General features: G+C 41.6%; 22 protein-coding genes and 2 pseudogenes. 4 read left to right on the top strand and 20 right to left on the bottom strand.

The window, feature by feature from the left end:
- Nucleotides 1-116: 116 nt before the first annotated feature.
- Together QMA13_RS17750 and QMA13_RS17745 are read right to left on the bottom strand one after the other, a co-directional pair.
- The gene (locus QMA13_RS17750) at nt 117-1,106 is read right to left on the bottom strand and encodes an NAD-dependent epimerase/dehydratase family protein (RefSeq protein WP_282943033.1); all 990 of its coding nucleotides are present in this window, start codon (nt 1,104-1,106) and stop codon (nt 117-119) included.
- A 286-nt stretch (nt 1,107-1,392) separates the two neighbouring features.
- A complete protein-coding gene (locus QMA13_RS17745) occupies nt 1,393-2,958 on the bottom strand; it encodes a glycosyltransferase family 4 protein (protein WP_282943032.1) in 1,566 nt (521 codons plus the stop codon).
- Nucleotides 2,959-3,366: 408 nt separating this feature from the next.
- Here QMA13_RS17745 and QMA13_RS17740 point away from each other — a divergent pair.
- A pseudogene (locus QMA13_RS17740) lies at nt 3,367-3,521 on the top strand (ABC transporter); the annotation flags it as partial.
- Nucleotides 3,522-3,555: 34 nt separating this feature from the next.
- Here QMA13_RS17740 and QMA13_RS36405 read toward each other — a convergent pair.
- From QMA13_RS36405 to QMA13_RS17730, 3 genes and pseudogenes are all read right to left on the bottom strand, one after another.
- Nucleotides 3,556-3,693, bottom strand: a pseudogene (locus tag QMA13_RS36405) (NAD-dependent epimerase/dehydratase family protein); the annotation flags it as partial.
- 92 nt (nt 3,694-3,785) lie between these two features.
- A complete protein-coding gene (locus tag QMA13_RS36400; RefSeq protein ID WP_349254229.1) occupies nt 3,786-3,854 on the bottom strand; it encodes an NAD-dependent epimerase/dehydratase family protein in 69 nt (22 codons plus the stop codon).
- A 27-nt stretch (nt 3,855-3,881) separates the two neighbouring features.
- Nucleotides 3,882-5,153 carry a nucleotide sugar dehydrogenase gene (locus tag QMA13_RS17730; RefSeq protein ID WP_282943031.1) on the bottom strand — a complete coding sequence of 424 codons (1,272 nt, stop codon included), beginning with the start codon at nt 5,151-5,153 and terminating at the stop codon, nt 3,882-3,884.
- Nucleotides 5,154-5,453: 300 nt separating this feature from the next.
- On the opposite strand from QMA13_RS17730, the gene QMA13_RS17725 reads away from it, so the two are divergent.
- Nucleotides 5,454-6,728, top strand: coding sequence for a glycosyltransferase family 4 protein (locus QMA13_RS17725; protein ID WP_282943030.1), 1,275 nt, complete (start codon nt 5,454-5,456; stop codon nt 6,726-6,728).
- Between the two features lie 655 nt (nt 6,729-7,383).
- On the opposite strand, the gene QMA13_RS36635 is transcribed toward QMA13_RS17725, so the two are convergent.
- From QMA13_RS36635 to QMA13_RS17705, 5 genes are all read right to left on the bottom strand, one after another.
- The gene (locus tag QMA13_RS36635; RefSeq protein ID WP_481858226.1) at nt 7,384-7,488 is read right to left on the bottom strand and encodes a restriction endonuclease; all 105 of its coding nucleotides are present in this window, start codon (nt 7,486-7,488) and stop codon (nt 7,384-7,386) included.
- A gap of 67 nt (nt 7,489-7,555) precedes the next feature.
- Nucleotides 7,556-8,293 (bottom strand): stalk domain-containing protein, encoded by a 738-nt coding sequence (locus QMA13_RS17720; RefSeq protein ID WP_282943029.1) that lies wholly within the window; start codon nt 8,291-8,293, stop codon nt 7,556-7,558.
- 85 nt (nt 8,294-8,378) lie between these two features.
- A complete protein-coding gene (locus tag QMA13_RS17715; RefSeq protein ID WP_282943028.1) occupies nt 8,379-9,263 on the bottom strand; it encodes an S-layer homology domain-containing protein in 885 nt (294 codons plus the stop codon).
- Between the two features lie 47 nt (nt 9,264-9,310).
- Complete coding sequence (locus tag QMA13_RS17710; protein ID WP_282943026.1) at nt 9,311-10,474, bottom strand: outer membrane protein assembly factor BamB; 1,164 nt, start codon at nt 10,472-10,474, stop codon at nt 9,311-9,313.
- Between the two features lie 27 nt (nt 10,475-10,501).
- The gene (locus QMA13_RS17705; RefSeq protein ID WP_282943025.1) at nt 10,502-10,705 is read right to left on the bottom strand and encodes a hypothetical protein; all 204 of its coding nucleotides are present in this window, start codon (nt 10,703-10,705) and stop codon (nt 10,502-10,504) included.
- 326 nt (nt 10,706-11,031) lie between these two features.
- Here QMA13_RS17705 and QMA13_RS17700 point away from each other — a divergent pair, with 326 nt between their 5' ends.
- Nucleotides 11,032-11,286: a VOC family protein gene (locus QMA13_RS17700; protein ID WP_349254228.1), complete on the top strand. Its 255-nt coding sequence runs from the start codon at nt 11,032-11,034 to the stop codon at nt 11,284-11,286.
- A 104-nt stretch (nt 11,287-11,390) separates the two neighbouring features.
- On the opposite strand, the gene QMA13_RS17695 is transcribed toward QMA13_RS17700, so the two are convergent.
- The gene (locus tag QMA13_RS17695) at nt 11,391-11,966 is read right to left on the bottom strand and encodes a dihydrofolate reductase family protein (RefSeq protein WP_282943430.1); all 576 of its coding nucleotides are present in this window, start codon (nt 11,964-11,966) and stop codon (nt 11,391-11,393) included.
- Nucleotides 11,967-13,192: 1,226 nt separating this feature from the next.
- Here QMA13_RS17695 and QMA13_RS17690 point away from each other — a divergent pair.
- Complete coding sequence (locus QMA13_RS17690; protein WP_282943023.1) at nt 13,193-13,594, top strand: VOC family protein; 402 nt, start codon at nt 13,193-13,195, stop codon at nt 13,592-13,594.
- Nucleotides 13,595-13,885: 291 nt separating this feature from the next.
- Here QMA13_RS17690 and QMA13_RS17685 read toward each other — a convergent pair whose 3' ends face one another.
- From QMA13_RS17685 to QMA13_RS17650, 9 genes are all read right to left on the bottom strand, one after another.
- On the bottom strand, nt 13,886-14,374 hold the full coding sequence (locus tag QMA13_RS17685) for an AAA family ATPase (RefSeq protein ID WP_282943021.1): 489 nt from the start codon (nt 14,372-14,374) through the stop codon (nt 13,886-13,888).
- Nucleotides 14,375-14,570: 196 nt separating this feature from the next.
- Nucleotides 14,571-14,735, bottom strand: a complete 165-nt coding sequence (locus tag QMA13_RS36630; protein WP_481858189.1) for a DUF6756 family protein — start codon at nt 14,733-14,735, stop codon at nt 14,571-14,573.
- A gap of 7 nt (nt 14,736-14,742) precedes the next feature.
- On the bottom strand, nt 14,743-15,024 hold the full coding sequence (locus QMA13_RS17680; RefSeq protein WP_282943019.1) for a DUF6756 family protein: 282 nt from the start codon (nt 15,022-15,024) through the stop codon (nt 14,743-14,745).
- Between the two features lie 915 nt (nt 15,025-15,939).
- The gene (locus QMA13_RS17675; RefSeq protein ID WP_282943017.1) at nt 15,940-16,515 is read right to left on the bottom strand and encodes a DUF3995 domain-containing protein; all 576 of its coding nucleotides are present in this window, start codon (nt 16,513-16,515) and stop codon (nt 15,940-15,942) included.
- 442 nt (nt 16,516-16,957) lie between these two features.
- Nucleotides 16,958-17,152 carry a CDI toxin immunity protein gene (locus QMA13_RS17670; protein ID WP_481858188.1) on the bottom strand — a complete coding sequence of 65 codons (195 nt, stop codon included), beginning with the start codon at nt 17,150-17,152 and terminating at the stop codon, nt 16,958-16,960.
- Nucleotides 17,149-18,099 (bottom strand): hypothetical protein, encoded by a 951-nt coding sequence (locus QMA13_RS17665; RefSeq protein ID WP_282943013.1) that lies wholly within the window; start codon nt 18,097-18,099, stop codon nt 17,149-17,151. The genes QMA13_RS17670 and QMA13_RS17665 overlap by 4 nt, the downstream gene beginning before the upstream one ends.
- Before the next feature lie 525 nt (nt 18,100-18,624).
- Nucleotides 18,625-18,795 (bottom strand): hypothetical protein, encoded by a 171-nt coding sequence (locus tag QMA13_RS17660; RefSeq protein ID WP_282943012.1) that lies wholly within the window; start codon nt 18,793-18,795, stop codon nt 18,625-18,627.
- A gap of 88 nt (nt 18,796-18,883) precedes the next feature.
- Complete coding sequence (locus QMA13_RS17655; RefSeq protein WP_282943010.1) at nt 18,884-19,225, bottom strand: stalk domain-containing protein; 342 nt, start codon at nt 19,223-19,225, stop codon at nt 18,884-18,886.
- A gap of 237 nt (nt 19,226-19,462) precedes the next feature.
- Nucleotides 19,463-20,005, bottom strand: coding sequence for a stalk domain-containing protein (locus tag QMA13_RS17650; protein ID WP_282943008.1), 543 nt, complete (start codon nt 20,003-20,005; stop codon nt 19,463-19,465).
- Nucleotides 20,006-20,024: the final 19 nt, after the last annotated feature.

Genomic DNA, 20,024 nt, shown 5'->3' with positions numbered 1-20,024 from the left:
AATAGCCTCCTCCCTTAATTCATTCGTATGGCTTCGTTTCGGATATCCGTCCCGACCGACACCAGTTCGTCAAACATGAAAGAACTGATAAACCCAGCACCGGGCGTTGCTTGTGCTCAAGATTCCTTAGCTCCCTGAAAGCAACTATCGTTCAAACGATACCATGTAATCGTTTTGATTAATCCCTCTTTCAGCGCAACCTTAGGTTGAAAATTTAGAACGGAGTTTGAACGGGTTAAATCCGGAATACGAATCGGCATATCCTCATATCCAGGACCGTATGCTTCCTGGTATTGCTTAAACCGTATTGGGGAGTTTGAGCCCGTCAACTGCACGATCATGCGGGCTAATTCCAGGATGGTCGTCGGACTATTGGATCCGATGTTAAACGCTAGTCCGTCGGCTTCCTTTCGCATCGCACTAATCGTCCCGAGAACTGTATCATCCACATAAGTGAAGCACCGAGATTGCGAACCGTCCCCATACACCTCAAGCGGCGTCCCCTGGAGCGCGGCACGAATAAACCTTGGTACAACCATGCCGTATTGGGAGTTCGTCTGACCGGGGCCGTAAGCGTTAAAATAACGTAGTACAGTGACCCGAAGCCCCTTTTGGGCATAACCGAAGCACATATGCTCATCTAGCGACTTTGCAGTAGCGTAACACCATCTGTTGACGGAGGATGAACCATATACGCGGTCAGATGTCTCCAAGAAAGGAACTATCGTATTTTTCCCATATATTTCCGATGTGGATGCAAAGATGACTTTAATCCCCCGGGGATAGGCAAGCTCCAGCACGTTGCGCGTGCCATCGATATTCCCTTCGATGACTTTAATCGGATTATCAACTGTATTCTTGACTCCAAGTACTGCTGCCATATGATATACGACATCTGCCTGATCCATCCATCGCTGTAGCTCATGACGATTCAATACCGATTCCTGAATAAACGTATGCCTATCATGGGTTAACACATCCTGCAGAAATTGTGTACTCCCTGTAGACAGATCATCCATGGTCGCAACATTGTGTCCCTTGGCTAGCAATGACCGAACAAGATTTGAGCCGATAAATCCCGCCCCGCCCGTAACTAATATTCTCAATCAAACTCACCCCCGCCTACTGTTAATCACAGTAGAATAATATTGGATTTATCCACCTGTTGTACCAGGATAAGTAGAACTTTCTAAGACGATTAGCTGTCACTGCACTAAGTACGAAAGTTAGATCTGGTTTTGTTTCTTTAATCCTTAGGTCGCGATATTCCGGCTGAACTCACTCCTACACCTCCATTACGCATTTTTTTGGAGCAATTCTTTATAATCTATGAATCCCGTTATGAAGTTGAAATAAACAAGAACCTAGAAATTGGACTTTAAAGAACCCATTCTACTTCAACTTTTGCTTGTGCACACGTGTATTTCTTCGTTGCCTTATTAACCGGAACATTCTCAGTTTCTTAAGATTATTCTTACGTCTCTTTAGAAGCTCCTTACGTCGCTTGGACTTCTGTTTCTTATCGGCATGGAAAGCAGACTTACCGCGATGGACACGTTTAGCTATGATTGGTCGAGCTGTTGGCAATCTATACAGTTGCGCTTCATTTACTACGTGAACATCTCGCCAGCGATTTTTATAATAAAGAAAGTCGAATTCGCTGGGAAAAGGACGTTTTTTTCTTAATTCTAATCGGAATACTGTTGGGGATAGTCTGCCTCTGAGCAAAGTTCCATCCTTATATTTCAGTAATTTAGACGGAACCGCCTTTAATTTTTTGATTTTGCGATAAACGATATAAAGTATACTTTCTAACCTATGAAGGAAAATATCGATACCGAATGTTTCCTGCACTGCGGATACATTTTTTTCGGTGATTTTGCAGCGTAAGGATTCATCCGTTAACAGTTCCTTCACTCGGTTCACTAATCCATCAATGTCCCCTTTTGGCGAGAGAAACTTTTCATTTCCAGTCAGGCACAAAATCTCCGCTAATCCGCCGGAGTTGTAAGCAATGACAGGCTTTCCAAATACGAGTCCCTCCAGCGCCGTTAAGCCGAATCCTTCATCAATCAGACTAGGGATAATCACTACGTCTATAGCTGGGTAAAGAGTTTCAATACGTGCCTGAAAATCTACGATAACAAACCGATTATCCCATTTCGACATTCTTACCAGGTTCATGCAGTGTTCAAAATAGTCAGCATCAACGGGATTGCCAATAATGAAGAAATAAACTTCTACTCCATCATGGCACAGTTGCAGAGCCATACTTATAAAATCCTTTAAACCCTTTTTTGGAGTGATGTATGCAGAAATATATCCGATTACCGGCATTTCCTCTGATATTCCATGACTTACCCGAAGTTCATTGCGATTATAATTCCATGATTGGGGATTGAATTCTTCTCTGCGGAAAGTAGGGTATAGGACAAATTTTTTTGGGGAATTTTTGTGTTGAAATGGGGATAATGTCGCATGTGAAACGCCAACAATCCAGTCAGAATAACGTTCGAATACATCAACGGATTGCATAGTAAAATTGTTATTTACCAATATTTCATTAATTATCCACATAACCGGAACTCGCAACTTTTTCGCCGCCATTGCAGGTAATATGTTGACGCATGTGTTGACCACAATCCAGTCCGGCCGATAAATATGCAATAAATTGATGTAGGAACTGAAGCTAGGGCCTGACCGTAAGCGATGTATTTCTTCAAGTAAAGTTGGGGTTGGTTCGTACAAAGACCATAAGCAGCCATCCAATGGTTCGATAATTACGTTTATACCTATGTTTCTTGCTTCAGTCGCGAGAACACCATCGTTAGGCACGACCAAAATACAATCATTTCTAGGGGTTAATTCACGAGTGAAAAACAATAACCATTTTTCCGCTCCAGTGATGTGATTTATATTACATATATGAGAGAACAACATGACTTTTGAACGAGCCATCCCAGCAACACACCCAATCTTTGAGGTAGTAAGTACGGTCACATCTTATTGCTGCCGGACACAAATTATTGTATTTTTCAGTAGTTCTATATAGAAAATGTAACAAATGCTTGTTTTGAATCGGTTTTTAGTCAATATAGGGGTAACACAAGCGAATTAGAGTATGCTATTCCTTCGTTGGAACAATTACAGATCCGTTCTTTGTTTTACTAGGCATTTTTCATGATGCTATAGATGAAATTATTGGCTTTTCGAAACGCGCCACGTGTGATGCCAAGGCGAGTAATGCCATCTACAGTGTCATGGATACGGGCAAAAGATAACGGACTGAATCCGTTTCGGGTATCTGGCGTTCTTCTTCCAGGAGCTGCCCCAGTTTGAAGCTCCGAACAGCAATATTAGCAATCGAATGGAGCTGGCAAATCGACCACGATCAAGGTTATGAGCGGTATTCTAGTACCAGATCGAAGAACCTGCACCATTAAGGGTTTTACACCATGGTTGGATCGGGTACCCTACGTTAAGAACATTGGTGTCGTATTCGGCAGCGCTCCCAGCTATGGTTGTTGAACTAAATACCACTTTCGACTTGTACAGATATGCAAGCTCAAGCACATGGCGAGTTCCGTCAATATTGCCTTCAATGACCTTTAACGGATCTTCTACCGTATTCTTTACACCTAGAACCGCTGTAAGATGATAGACAACATCTACCTTTGCAATCAGCTTTTTCAACAGCTTTTTTATCTGTAACTGAGCCCTGAACGAATTTATGTCTTGGATTTTTGATGATGCCTTCTAAATAATCGAGACGCCCCGTAGATAAATCATATAAGCAAGCTCTCCACAAGATGTGATCCGATAAATCCGGCTCCGCCAGTAACTAATATGTTCATCCTTCAGCTGCTCCTCTCTCCCCTTCATTAAAGTACAATGACATTGTTTCGGTCTTTCAAATGCTTGGTTGCATTGCGAAAATCAATGACTAGCGGAGAATGGGCTACAAGCAGCTCATAAGGGATATGAGAATGATCCGTCAGGATGACCGTGCAAGCGTAGTTTTTCATGTTTCTGGCTGTTAAGGGTGTACTTTTAAGCTGGTAGTCCCCTATTTGAAGCTCCTCCACATAAGGATCGTGATAGCTTACCTTATATCCGCTTTCTAATAGCCCTGCTATAATTGTTGGTGCACTGGACTCTCGAATATCATTCACATTCTTTTTATAAGTCACGCCAATGATGAGAATATGATTTCCGTCCGTTGACTTGGCTAAATGTCTTTTTACCTTTTCCATTACATATTCCGGCATCTTGTCGTTCACTTGCTGGCTCAGTTCAATAAACGGAAGCTCCATTTCGTAGTTTTTTGCAGCCCACAGCAGGTAGATCGGATCTACCGGGATGCAATGTCCACCAATGCCAGGACCAGGATAATACTTCATAAATCCATAGGGCTTCGTACCGGCTGCATCAATAACCTCCCACAGATTAATGTTCATCGCTTCACATAGGGCTACGAGACTGTTCATAAAGGAAATGTTTATAAATCTTTGGCTGTTCTCCAGCAATTTCGTCATCTCGGCAACACGTGGTGACGAAACGACTACGACGTTGGAAAACGCACTTTCGTATATTTGTCTGGCTCTCTCCGTGCATATGGACGTGACGCCACCAACGATCTTAGGTATGTCCTCCAGCTTCCAGTGGCTCCCAGGATCGATTCTTTCTGGAGAGTAGGCCAACAATACATCTCTTCCGACAACAAAGCCTTCCGATTCTATTAATGGAAGCAGGATGTTATCAACCGTTCCCGGAAAGGTGGAGCTTTCAAGAACAATAAGCTGTCCCGGCTGCAAATACGGAAGCGTACTTTTAATTGCCCCTATGACATAATTAAGATCCGGTTCATGGTTTTCTGTCAGTGGTGTAGGCACGCATATAAGGACCGCATCTACGTGCTCAATCGATTCAAAGGAACTGCTAACGAAAAAGCTGTTCTTCGTGAACATATCTTTTACATCCGAACGGGAGAAATCAGATAAATAAGTTTGCCTTTTCAATAATGAGTTCACCCTATTGGCATCAATATCAATCCCGTGCACGGTATGCCCCTTTTCAAGAAATAATTTGGCAAGTGGTAATCCCACATAGCCCAGCCCTACAATTCCTATGCTGAATGAGGATGGATGGCTCATAACAGACTTCCTCCCTTGTCTAGTTGAATCTGTACCATGGTACGCATCTCACTCCCCTTCTGTATAGATGAATGCCTGTCTAAAAAAATATAGGGGTTTGTCTTGCATGAAGGAGAAATCCAACTCAAAAAACCTTCCAAATGGATATTTTCGACTTCATTTAACAATGAATATAACTCACCTTAAAGGTATATAGCCTATCGTCTAGCAGGATTCTTCTAAAAAACGGGTGGATGTACCTCTCATTCCTCGTTTGCTGTTCATACGATGTATAGACTCTTCACTAAGGGAGGAACGATTATGAAAATACTCATTGTCTGTAGTTGGGGTCTCCCTCATGTTGGAGGTGTAAGTACTTACGTAGATCAGCTTCGGAAAGGGCTGGAGCGTGAAGGGCATCATGTTGATTTATTTTGTCCGACACCGGATGGTCAATCCTACTATGTTCCTTCACAATCTTTCGTCCTTGAAAAAAATAAAATTGCCCCGATTATATCGGAAAGAGCTAACCTTTTCTTTGATCAGTATCTTCCAGGACTTGATCCTTGGATTAGAACCAGCGAAATTGATCGATATTGCCTTGAAATCGCGGCTGCAAGTTGGGGGTTGAAACAATATGATATCATTCATGCACAGGATATTATTTCGGCTCATGCTATATCTAGAGTAAAACCTCCAGGCGTTGCGCTAGTTACGACTATGCATGGATGCTTGGCCATGGAATGGTTTGTAAAGCTTAAAGAGATGGGTATTCCAGAGCAAGATCGCAGTTCGCTGCTGTGGCATTATTCGGCCAGCCGTGAGTACATCGGTGCAACCTCAAGCGAATTCACTATTACCCCTTCCAATTGGCTCAAGCAACTTCTTATTAAAGATTTTCAAGTTCCCGCTCATCACCTCATGGTTGCTCCCTATGGTATTGATGTCGATCATTTGAAACAGACTGTTCAGAATTCATCAAATATTACCAAGCCATTGGGTAAGAAAGTGATTCTTTGTTCTGCACGGTTTGACGTTGTCAAAGGCCATGTACATTTATTGCATGCTTTGGGGAAATTAGCAGCAGAACGCAAGGACTGGGTTTGCTGGTTGGCAGGAGATGGAGCGCTCGCAAATGAGCTTAAGCAGCTAAGCCAATCATTAGGACTCGATCAGCAAGTAGTCTTCTTAGGAAACCGCGCAGACGTTCCTGCATTGCTCAAGATGGCTGATCTCTTCGTATTGCCTAGTCTGCAAGATAATCAGCCCTTAGCTGTAATGGAGGCACAAATAGCCGGAAAACCGGTTCTTGTCAGTGATGCCGGCGGTATTCCCGAAATGGTGGCAGATCGACTTACGGGGTTAATCTCTGAAGCTGGCAATCATGAACAACTATACCAACATCTAAAAATGACACTGGATAATCCAGGACTGTGCAGTCATCTAGGTTACCATGCCCAAGTGTGGTCAAGCAAATACTGGTCACTTTCAGCGATGACCGAACGCAATACTCGAATATACAAACGAGCAATACAGATCAATAGCCAGCGAAGTGAGAGTAAAAACGTTCGGACTGCGGGTATGGGAGGCGATTGAAGTTGAAGATGAAAATCAAGCAGGTCCGTTTAAGAATCATACGTTCTATCTCAAAAAAAGGGAAGTTAAAACGAAAATATAAAATGAAACGTGGGATCATGAATAAAAAAAAATATTAAATCAGCACACTAAACACAAATTAATAAAAAGAAAGACGAAAAAGAAGAAGACTAAGAAAAATCACAAAAAAAGCAGAAATGGAAAGCATGTCCATCATGCAAACCATGTACTGCCTCCTTCTTATAGCTCTCTTTTTCTGCAAAATACCCCCTGGATACCTAATATAACGGACGTCCCTCTTTGGGATCACATTATTAGGGAAATTCCTTCTGGTTACTCGATTCCAGACATGCGATTTGTAAATACAATCCAACAATTCAAGCCGATTTAAAACATGTCGAATAGGCTGCGGATAAAACAAATCCGGCAACCTCTCAACTGCTTATATTAAATCATCACTTCATTATCCCGCATCAGACAGGGAGCAGCACCTCGGCGGTCTGCTCCCCGTTCTAGCTGAACTATCGTACCCGTTGGTTCAATCTCGGCCATTACTGTCTTATGCTCTTCTTTACATATTCTTATGTCCCATTTGTTTTTCCCTCCAGAAGACATCTGAACAATGCACGAATAGATAACTTTCTAATATAGTTCTTCAATTTTTTCTTTCAATATATATATTTCTATCCCATAATACTATTCCGTTCGATGATGCTAATTCTCTTGCAGAATCGGAAAAAAAATTATTAGTTACTACAATTATAAAACCGTCAGACTGAGTAAGCCTGACGGTTTTTCTTCATATTACCTCGGCGCTTCATAAGAGTCTATTTCGAGCTATCCTTAGCTGCAGAATTTCCGTTATCAAAATAAGAAGTGTCTAGAATCCTGGCATAAATATAAGGATTTAGGTTCGGACTTTGTACATGGATTTTGATTTTTTCCAGACCCTCTACATTAAATGTAAGCTGCTTAATACCGTCTTCTGGACTGATTGTATGCTTTTCCAGAACAGTCGAGGCTGCGCTTCCTGCAGCGGTTCCCGAATTATAAAGCGAAAACTCCACCTCATGCTCCCCAGGGCTTATGACTGCTGCATCCAGGAGGAGTCGCTTGAATTTACGGTCAATCGTAAACTCAACATCTCCATATTGGTCGATCTTTAATACTTCTTCGAACTGTTTCCCTTTCACCATTGTTTCATTAGGGTCTTTTGATTGCGTCACATAGATGTTATCAATCTCCATTGGAGTGGCAAAAATCGGTCTTTTCTCTCCGGGCTTTCCACCAATGAAAATGGTTTGGGAATCCGCATCATAATCGATCGGTATCTTTAACGCTTCAGCGACAGCGCGGACTGGCAAATAGTTATTTCCGTTATAAAAAATCGGGGTCAGCGGTTTTCCTGACTCGTCCTTGGGCTGCCACAAATCTCCTTTCAGTACAAATGATACTCCTTTGTTAAAAAATGCATTGATCGGTTCCAAGTTAACCGCCGCATAGGCGGACCCAAAGGAGCTGGCAACAATCGCAACGACAAATAAAGCAATCTTGACCATTTTCATTTTCCTAACAAACATCTTCAATGTGAACTCGCCCTTCCTTAATATAATGGATTTTGACCTATTCGTAACATGGAGTATTTCAAAATCACTTTTTGCCCAACATAGCCAAGATGGCCGTCACAGCTTCTGCCCTGGTCGTCTTATTATCCGCTGCAAAGCGGTTATCGCGCATAAAATCGGCAATGCCGGATTTTTTTGCTGCTGCTGCGGCACCCTTAGCCCATGCTGGAATATCGGTGTCATCGGCAAACCCGGATTGTGCCTTTTCGTCGACAGGCAGACCGGATGCTCTGACGACCATGGCGATCATTTCCGCATGGGTGATATTAGAGTCTGGTTGGAAGGTGCCGTCCGGATAACCGCTAACTATTCCAAGCTGTACAGCCTGTGATACTGCCTTTACGGCCCATTCTCCTATCTTGTCTTGATCTTCAAAAGCGAGCTTTGCACCTTCTGCTGCCGGTTTCATCCCATTCATAAGCAAGACGGCAAACTCAGCGCGTGTAACGTTGCCATCCGGTCGGAATGTGAAGTCTGGGTAACCGTTAGCGATACGAAGCTCGACAGCTTTAATGATGTTCGCTTTTGCCCAATGATCCGCAATATCGGAAAATGGAAGATCCTGCGAAGCAGCTGGTTTTGATGATAGAGTAACCGTTACGACGCATACGGCGATGAATCCTCCGTCCTCGGTAGTGACTGTAATTTTCGCCGTACCCGGTTCGATTCCGGTAACTTTTCCCTCACTATCCACCTTAGCAACCGTACTGTCACTGCTGGTCCATTTTACCTTCTTGTTCAATGCCGCGTCAGGGACAACTGCTGCCGTCAACATTTCGCTATCTCCTGATTGCAGGTTCATTGCTTTCTTGTTCAAATTGACGCTTGTGGCGTCGGTGCCAAGGGCGAATAATGATTTCTCCGATACCATATAGACCGTGCCGTCGCTTCCGACGGAAGGGCTTTGCAAACCAAAGCCTTTGGCGAAATATTGCCATTTTACTTTGCCGTCAGAGTCTATTGCGTAGAATAAATTATTATTAGTGGATCCTGGGATTTTCGTGCCATCCGCTCCTGCAGCATATATCGTGCCATCCCTCCAACCACTGGGGTTGGATAAAACGATTTTCTTGCAGACAAAAATGACATTTTCGCAAGATACGGTTTTCCGGTTTCCATTCCCCATTTAATTGCTCCGTTTGGATGGATGGCAAGCAGCTTCATGTCGGACCAAGTATAAAGGATATCGTCTGTTCCGACGGTTGGTGTGGAATATGTTTGATAGTTTTTTCTCCATTTTTCTGAACCATATGTATTAATGGCAAAAATAGTATCACCCGATGAACTGAACGATTCCACATATACGGTACCGTCGGCTCCTAACACGGGAGAATTAAACATTGTATTGAGCTGAGGTGTGCGGAATAACCATTTCAACTTTCCATTCGGTTTGATCGCATAAAGATCGCCCTTTTCGGTTCCGACATAAATCGATCCATCGCTTCCGACAGTTGGGGAATAGACTTCACCTCCCGTTGGGAATACCCACTGCTTCGTGCCATCCGGATTAAGTGCATACAGCTCCGTTGCTCCTCCTACATAGATCGTATCGTCAGCTCCAACTACCGGTGATTTAAATCTATACCTTTCAAAACTCATGCAACAGTCGTATGCAGTTAACGAACCTCCCCTGGCGAATTCCCACTTCTTATTCCCGGCTTGATCTATAGCATACACGTTGCCATCAATACTAGCCGCATAGATCGAACCGTCGGAGCCGAAGGCGGCAGGGACATAGGTTGTACTTCCCAATGAAATCTCCCGCCTTTTAGTTCCGTCAGGGTTAATCGCATACAGCTTTTTATTTTCCGTTCCCACATAAATGGTGCCGTCCGGAGATATCATCGGAGAAGTAGTTATGTTGGCATCAAAGTAGTTATATTCCCACTTTGCTTTACCTATCGGAATACCGCTTAACAACGGTGTGATGAACTCATAAGATTTGGAATCAATTGGAACTTTCAAATCAAGCTTTAGATTGGGTGTTTCCTCTGCTGTGGCAAGGGTGGGGAGCAATACTGAAATCGACAGTACGGCTGATAAGATGAGCGCTGTTATTTTCCATTCGATTATTGAGATATAGATCAAATCCTTTCGATGATAATGGTATCGTGCGAACAAACCCGGAACAAGGAGGATTCAATTCACTCATTCTTTGCTGAAAAAAACCGCCGTTCCATATTCCGTTATGGTCAAAGTACGCGACTGGATAAGTGCCATAATATCATCAGTGGCCTGATCGGGTAGATCGGTAATTTGGGTCAAAAACAATGGGCGTTGGTTGCCGAGAATCTTTAAGATGTGAATAATCGGCTGAAAGGAAGGAGGCAATATAGCCAGACGACGGGTCATCAAGTAGAGGATCGTATTGATGCAGCTGTATCTTGATTTAAATTCTAAATGTTTGAAAAGAACCCTTCAAGGGAAAAGATACCTACTTCCAATCAGTGACTAAAGTCCCTTTTTACGGAAGAGAATCCCGCTTCAAGCGCTTTTAAACCAGATCTGCCATTGAAGAGTTAATGTTTTTTCAGTTGCCGCAGGTACAATGAACGCTTTTTCATATTCGTTTTGTGGCGTAGATAAATGCGAAGTATTCTGGCCCAAAATGATATGATACGGAATTGTATCATTTATTATAGGAAGGATGGTATCTCGAGAATTTTGCTTCTGTACGCATCATTACCGACGACGTGGATCGTCTCGGCGAGTTCTATGAGAAAGTCATGGGTATTTCGGCGGAACGCCCCGCGCCCGTCTTTGCCGAACTCGTTGTACCATCGTGCACCCTGGCGATCGGCCACTCCCAGACGGTGCAACTGTTCGGCGCTGGTTCCGCAGTGGCGGCCGACAATCACACTGTCATCATCGAGTTCCGCGTCCACGATGTCGATGCCGTAAGTGACATATGTAGAAAAACCGATATTATGTGAAAAATGTCAAAAGGAACTGCCGCGGCAGCTCCTTGATCGTTTATATATAGAGTGCTTCATTGAACTATAGTACCTGTTAGCGTAATCTACTTTAGGAGACAAGGTCATCTAACCGTCTGGTAAACGAGGCCAATGGCTCCAGAATCAAATGTCTTGTTTTCAGTAAGTTTAAGATTGATCTTCTCCTTGAGACCTTGGAATAACGGCAACCCGCTGCCGATCAGGACGGGAGAAACCGTAATTTTATACTCATCTATTAAATCAAGCTTCATAAGGTAATGTGCGAACCTGGGACTGCCGAGGATGACCATATCCTTGCCTGGCTGCTGTTTGAGGTTCTTGATCTCTTCCTCGACATCTTCTTTCACCAGTCTGGAATTGTTCCATTCGACTTTCTCCAGCGTCGTGGAAAAAACGATTTTGTCTGTCTTTTCGATCCACTCGGCATGATTACGTTCATACTGCGAAGCGGATGGGTTCGAAGGCACAGATGGCCAGTAACTGTGCATCATTTGATAAGTCCCACGTCCCCAAATGACAGTGTCGGCAGTACTCAGAATTTCTTTCGCGTGTTTCTCCAAATCAGCATCGTAGGAAACCCAGCCAATGTCCATTTCACCGTTCGGCCCTTCTACAAAACTGTCAAGCGATGCATGCAGAAATAGAACGAGTTTTCTCATGTTCGTTTCTCCTCCGATTTCGAATTTATTTTGTTCAATTTTTTTGGCCGTTGGCCCGCGTTTCATCTTGCCGTTTCGTTCATTATAAATCATTACGTTACGTAAGGTTCAAGTGGAAATCTGAATTTCTTTGAAGACAACAATGTTGCGCAAAACTGTCCGATAGCTGAATGAAGCCGCCCGATCAACTCCCGGCAACCTCATGATGTGTTCTCTGCGCTATCATACCCGTTAGTTGAATAAATAAGACACACTTATTTACTAATTTCTTTAGTTGAACTAAATATTTTTATTATTATTTTAGAAAAACTTTGAAAGAAGTCACTTAGATATTTTTTGACTAGGAACCCTACCAAAGCAAAGAATAGTGAAATAACTATTATAAACACAAATAGTTTTAGTCCTGTTTCTATAGATTCCATTTAGATACAGTTCCTCCTTTTCAATTATAATTATATACTTAATATCCACTTTTAAGCCAGGTCACACTAGCTGAATTCAGTCAGGAAGAAACGGAAGCTTTGTATCACTACCTTCAAAGAGTTAGAAAAAATGTGGAGGTCGACTAGGATTGGGATTACACTCACATTATCATTCCGACTATACTGCCCTTTAGTTTAACGCTGCAGTTTAGTACCTCGTTTATTTTAACATTATAAATATTGGTTGAAGTAACTGAGATAATAAACCTGTCCAGTCTACTTTAAAAGTAAAATCAAGTTTCCTTAATCTAGTTTCCTTAATCAAGTCTCCGTTGCTGTCCGAGGTCCTTGCCAAGATTCAGAAATCTACAATGTAGGTAGTTTTGTGTCGTATTACTACAATGTAGGGAAATTTGTGCATTTTTTAATGACACAAATTTCCCTACATAAAAAATTACAAGATTTAGTAATCAAGCTTTTTCGGATTAGTTTATGTAGGCACTTTTGTGTCATTGGACAGTATGGCAAACAAGAAACAAAGAAGCAAATGTTCGTATATTTATATTAACAGAATGATCTTACCACAGCATATGCCCGTTAGTTGAGAATAGGCATCAGATCGTAAGCATAGGCTAGGCGGAAAAGCAAGGGCCCGCTATAGATAAGTAAATAAGTTTACTAAGGAAACCGCAGGATGCATGACAGGAATGTCATATCTGCGGTTTCTTTTATAAGATTCGCTTTTGCTACCAGAAGTAGAGTATAGTAGGAGTAGTTGAAAATATATTCCAGGAGGCTACAGCCATGTCACATGAGATTTGGATTAACCTGCCGGTCAAAGATGTTGAGAGATCAACTGCCTTTTTCAATGAGATTGGATTCCATGCGGTGAGTGTTGGTAACGAGAGAGCCAAGCTTGCCATAGGCCAAACAACGATTCTGCTGTTCCCGGATGCGGCGTTTGAGCAATTTACAGGTTCAAAAACCGCAGATACTTCCCAAAGCGCAGAGGTAATATTTTCCATCAGCGCTGCAAGCAGAGAAGAAGTAGATGCCTTTATTCAAAAAGTAGAGTTTGCCGGAGGAAGCATCTTTGGCAAGCCGAGTGAAATTGACGGCTGGATGTACGGCGCAGGATTTGCCGACCTGGACGGTCACCGCTGGAACCTGCTGTACATGGATGAGAGCAAAATGCCGAAACGCTAATATGGAAACGCCGGTCACCTGCTTAAGGTCACGGGCGTTTTTTTACACCCCGTATAATCTCATATCTGTCATTCAAATCAAAAGCGTTGCTTAGAAGGAAAAATTCGTGGGTTAAACTAATACAAATCACCTGGGTTAGCCCGTGTTAATTTATTGGTCTTACATCAACTATATTAACACATATTGGAACTAACCTACCCGATACTTCAACGAACAGGAACAGGTAGCCGCGGTGCCTTCTCCTGTGATAATTCGTATTGTTAACGTACTTCGTTAACATATTCGTAACCATTACGGAAAGTTGAGCTTGTTATTATTACTTAATCTGATCACTTTCTCACTATATATTTTTAACTTGGCTTCAAAACTGCTTCTATCTTGTTCAAAGTCCCGTGTCCATTTATACATCATTTTTAACATCAAAAAGTCCGGGTTATAATGACATTTTTCAATACCTAGTTTTTGCTTAATAAATCGAGTTAGGATTCTTATCCTACGCTTCCACAATGGAGTATCTAGAAATATGATTGTATCTGCCATTTGATATAAACATTGATAGGACTTTCTATCAGTTCCTTCAAAAATCCATTCACCATTATTATCTATTTCCTTTAAAACTTCAATTTGCTCTTCTGTTGTACGCTTATATCGCCCCGTTGGCGTTTGATGATGGACAATGGTATCGAGTTCATACCAAGGTACATTAATTTTCTTTGATAATCGTTTAGCCAATGTCGTCTTACCACTAGCTACAATTCCAATAATGAGGATCTTCTTCATTCCCACCTAGGCTCCCTATATCGGTCATATCAGACATATTCATGTTTCTTCGGCACAGACCCAAGGATTTCCTTTAAAATATGTTACGCCATAGATAACTGCCCGTTAGTTAAGAAAAGGTAACCGACACTAAGCTGGCTAACTTTACAATGTACTAATTGAGCTATCGTCTCCATCTGGTTTTACGATATCACATTTATCTAAATATCATTTCAATATTCTCATCTACAAATAGCTTCATTTTATCAATGATTTCCTTACCAGAGAGGCACGCAATTCCATGCTGGTTCTCGCAATAAAGCCATTTATATTTCTTAGAGACTAAATAATACTCTTTACTTTCACCTTCATAGACCCACATCTTGTCATTAAAATCTTCCGGAATTAACAAGATGGACTTCTTGATTAAAGTATTCAAAATATTTATATGTTGGATTTACAAATCCTACAAGGTAAGTAGGCTCCTTAAGTCTATTCCATCCCCAATGTAAACCTTTTTGTGTGTAGTAAGTTTTTATTAAGAACCTTTCTTCAATATTGTCCAGAATACTTCGCCATTGATCTTTCCTTACTTCAGAAAACTTGTCATTTGAAATATGAAGGCTCTTACACTGTTCATCGATTTCTAATCGAACTGATTTTAAGTTCATCTTGAATTTCCTTTCATTTATTGAGCTTTATTGAGCTTTTTCTCAAATTTCATATAACATCGTATTTACGAATTGTATTCGAAATACTCGCGAAGTGATTTAACTATCCTGCACGTTACTTCAACGAAATCAGGGAGCAGCTGCCGTGAGGCGATCTACTCCCTTGATATTGCGCTATAGTACCCGTTAGGTTAATCAAGACCCTTTAAAAGCCATCCGGGAATTGTTCAAGTAATATTGATTCTCTTCTTTTAATAATGCAAAGAGAACAAGCCCTATACCGCAAATGTTTCACTCCTCATAGCATTTGGTATTTCTTATATATTCTATATTAGCATTTCTTTATCCTGCCCGTTAACAGGCTACCGAGCTGCAATCAACTTACACAGATTAATTTTATGAGAAGTGAACAGGTTAACAATTCACATCTTTTTGATCCATTTCGGCTATGGCAATAATACTTTGTTCTTGTCCTAAATTGGCAAAGGATTTAAGTCCTTGTCTGGCGAAAAGACAAGAACTTATATCCATAAAATAAAAAAACCGCGCTGCACGCGGATCTCTATAGTTATATGTTCTTGTCCTCTTACAGCAGCACTCATCATTGAGCATCTCTAACAGTATCCTCATCATGTAGTTGTTTCTCGTATCCTGTTTTCTAATCAGGCAAGTTTTCAGACCTCGTCCCCACTTCATATGAAGAACGCACATGGTCGTACATGAGATGCAAAATCATGCCGGTTGCCGCATGATCGAGGTTATGGCAGTGGTCCATCCACATAGCCTGCCGCTGTTTTATTAAACTAACGTACCCGTTAGTTCAATCATTGGTTTTCATCTCTGATCCTTTTCTCAAAATCGAATCATAAGTATATTTCTGTTTAGAGTTATAGTATATTTATCCGTTCTTGTTGCTTAAGCAAATCGCACACCCATAATCCCAGTGACCAAGCCGAAAATAACGCCGAATATGCAAGCCGCCAGCCAGATCATTCTGCTACGCGCTTCTTTCAAGAAATACCACCCTACAATGCCTAATAAAATTCCCTCGATCAAAAACCACGGTTCAAAGAGCATTAGATCCCACAATACATAGGCATCTTCGTTGATGTGAAATGTTCCCGACTCCAAACCAACTACCCCACTGATTTGAAGTATTCTATAAATAATTCCAAAAATGCCGTGCGAAGCGGATAACGAACACCCTGCCCAGGATATAAATAACAACATATAACTAGAAACTCTGCCCTTATTCCAATAAATAAATGCAATACCAATGAGTCCGGCAACAGTTAGAAATACAGTTGCAATCAAATTAATAAATTCAAAATCGAGCGAATGTACTATATTAGGTTTTAGAATACCCCCACCCATTTTGCCACCTAAAGCCCAGTAGAGGTGTGGAAGCATATATGCGATAGACCATATAAACACTGCGTAACCCGACCAAACCAGCGATTTTGTTTTCGATTGTTGAGTTTGCGAATACATATTTATTGGAACACACCTCCTGTTACTCCTTCGTTCGAACTATAGTCATTGAACGGGTTTGATGCCATTAGCAAGATTCCCTTCCCTTTCTAACCAACATTTACTTGTAGATTATACGTAGAATGATAAGAAGTTGCTGCGTAATACTACCCATTTCAAGCCAATGTCGTGCGCCCTTTAATTAAGCACAATTTGGTGTTATACACCATATACCCATTTTCTTAATCTCATAAACAATAAGTTCGGTTTTGTGCGCACCGGCACATAACTGCTTTACTACGCGACACAACTTTGCTGCTTAAATAAAAAAACGCAAGAAAAAACTGCTTTAATCACAGTTTATTCTCGCGTTTCACTCATGGCTATCTATTAGTGGTTATTGTGCTATCGTGCCCGTTAGCGCAATGAGCTTTTAGAATAGACCGAAGCGATAAAAGAAAGATTACTCTCTTTTGTGAATTCCAATCATAATCTCACCTTCATGGTGTATTTCAATGATTTTGTTCATTTCCATGTTTACTATCCATGTATTAAAACCAACTACCTCAACATCATCAATATTCTCAATAATCTTTTGCAATGTGCTTTCTACAACTGGTAAATTCATTTCATCCCAAATAATTAATAACTCCTTCATTCTTTAACCAGGAGGCTCACACTAACTCCCGAAACTCCATCTACTGAACCGCCATAGTCATATCTTGCGTTAATCTTTCCCTTCTTGTATTCGTAACCGTGAAAAAATTCGCCTGTCTGTGTAAATCCTGCCGTTTCCAATGTGGTTTGCAGCGATTTTATATGTGCGTCTCTGCTATCAGTATTAACGAAGAAGCTCAACGTCAGCATATCACCCACAGCATAAATCTCCAACTCTATCGGCGGAGTTCCAATCGGTATGCTGAAATCCGGCGCTGTATCCTTATATACATTTACAACCTTGTTGATGAAGGATGGGTCAAACACATATTTTACCTTAGGCTCCGTCTTTATATTGGGCAAATTTCCATCTGATGAATTCCCGTAGACCACTGTCAGATCGTCGTCTATGCCATGTTCAACTGACCATGCAATTAGAGTATTATCGCTTGCGCGGCCATAAACGTCATTTTCCGTTTTGCCAAAAATCCTGTTGATTAAAGCGCTATCGGTAATTTGCCCATAGCCCGCGTCTGATAGCATTTGTGGAACATCTAAGAGTGGACTTGTAAGTTTGTATGTGAATTTCAGTTTTTGATAGCTGCCTTCAATCACCACAAGATAAGGCTGTGTATCGACTAACGCCGGCGCATTTTTGTAAATAGCATTAACTTGGTCAAAGTATGATGTATCAAAAGCATGCATCCTGACATCGGCCGATATGGGTGTACCTTCCGGCTCATGAATGTCCAAAACCACATGATCTGTTCCCACCGTTTCCGTTGGTTGAATTGCCGGCGTGTTTTCCGTACTAATTGGCAGTACGCTTTTATCAGCTGAGCAAGCGGTTATTGCCATGAGCACGATGGCTAAAGTAAGTAACGTGCCGAACAATCTACGTGTAAAACGCCAAGCAGAATGAAAATTTAATGTCACAACGAACCTCATAATTGATACCTCTTTCCCGGTTGCCCGCTTTGTTAAACGTATAACTCGTCGTTTTCCGCCCGGCTTAAAAAGCCACCCAATAAGGGAGGCTTCGCACATCTATGTGGAATGGTGTCTTGCTCTTTAGCTTTAGCTCTAGGAAGAAGACGAATCTGAACTCCATGTCCTCCCTTTCTTGCGATGAGCGCCGCGTTAGGTCCACCGTTGACACCTCTTACTCCGGTTGCAGAGGATCAATTAGACCTGACTTTTGCGCCTTTCTTAGTTTAGCTAACTGTTCTTTTACTTTTGCATATCGCTCCTCAATTTTTTGTGCGTTCTTCCGATTGAGGATGCATCCAGTCAGCTATTTCCGGAGTATCACGGACGACAATGTTTTTTTGATATCATTCATCGTGTTCCCCTCCTTGAATAAATACGTCTCCAAGTATATCGGCAAAAGATCAGAATCCGGAACGACAGCTCGTCAAGTTTCGAGAACTGGGCATTAATGATGGATATATATCAATTGAGCCTGATCTTGTGCTATTTATATTCGGCAATCTCTTTTACTGTAATTTCGACTTTTGCGATATCTGGTGCATCAAAAAAATCAACCGATTTCATGTTAATTGTTTTCAGCTCGCCCTTTCCAATGTCCACCGCTGCGCCTGAAATAGTTTGCAATTTTCTTCCGTCTTTTAAGGTGACATCCATGTTAAATGTTAAGATGTTTCTCGTGTAGAGTGAATCATTTAGCAGCACTTGGCCTGTTAAAGACGTTCCTCTAGACGTTTGGTTTATACTAAGAAATGAGACGCTTATTTTTTTCTGAATCGGCATAACCAGAAGGATTGTCGCTGTTTTTGCTAACTGCTTTATAATCAATGGATATTTGATTTGGTTTATTGTCCGGACTAGCCGTAAACCCAACGGTTGCACCCATGCTTTCTGTGACATAGCGAATCGGAACATATACGTGACCATTGTAATTGAAAACTTCATATTCACTTGGTACTGGCTTATTTACGCCATTAAAAATAAATTCGGAAGGGAATAAGGATACATTAAATTGAGTGGCTGCTACGGCAACCGAAGACATGGAGATCACCACACCACTTACAAATGCAATAATGACCTTTTTCATAAAAATTATTACCCCTCCTCATAGGTTTAGTCCTTCAATCGCCTTTTTTAAATAGCTCATGCTGACGAGCTAGAAGCCGCTTACTAGTTTTAGGACAGTCATAAATTTATTTTACTCAGTGGCGGATTATCCGTCTGCTGCTTAGTTCTAAATCACTGCCCGTTAATGGCAGTCCGACATTTGATAACACTTCTGTTTAAGTTTCAGTGGAGACGTGAACTTTGAACGAATACTTAGTTACCGTGCTATCGAGTGGCTTGGTTGCATAACCAAACAGTCCTTTGATTTCCCCAGGTTGAATTTGAGGAATGAACAAATTCGGAAACTCTCCGACAAGCTTGTTTTTTTCATCATATACTTGAAGCAATAATCGTAATACAGCCCCCCGCCAGGCAATTCTTTATTTAACTTTACCATACCGGTAATTGGTATCTTAGACCCACCGGGCTTAAAGTTCAGATAACCCAAGCTAACGTATCCATCTGGATCACTTAATGTAAAGTCTTTTTCTTCCCCATAGCTCGCATCGACCATGTGCCTATCTCCGTAAGTTACTGGAGCGGTATAGCCAACAGATGCCCCCATTTTTTCCGCAAAGGTGCGAAATGGTACGTAGACTTTATTATCATAGTTGAGGATTTCGTCGGTGATTATGCTTTGGGTACCCTTTACATTGAATGTGATCGAAGCTTGCCAGATGATTGCTTGAATATTCATGTCAGCAAAGGCAATGGTCGTTGCCGCGCTCAATGCACCTACAAATGTTCCGCCAACCAACATACCCGAAAAAAATCGTTTC

The sequence above is a fragment of the Paenibacillus sp. RC67 genome (assembly GCF_030020805.1).
In the GTDB taxonomy this organism is placed as follows: Bacteria; Bacillota; Bacilli; order Paenibacillales; family NBRC-103111; genus Paenibacillus_S.
The sequence above is the reverse complement of the archived record's forward strand: the minus strand, read 5'-3'. Positions and strand labels throughout refer to the sequence as shown.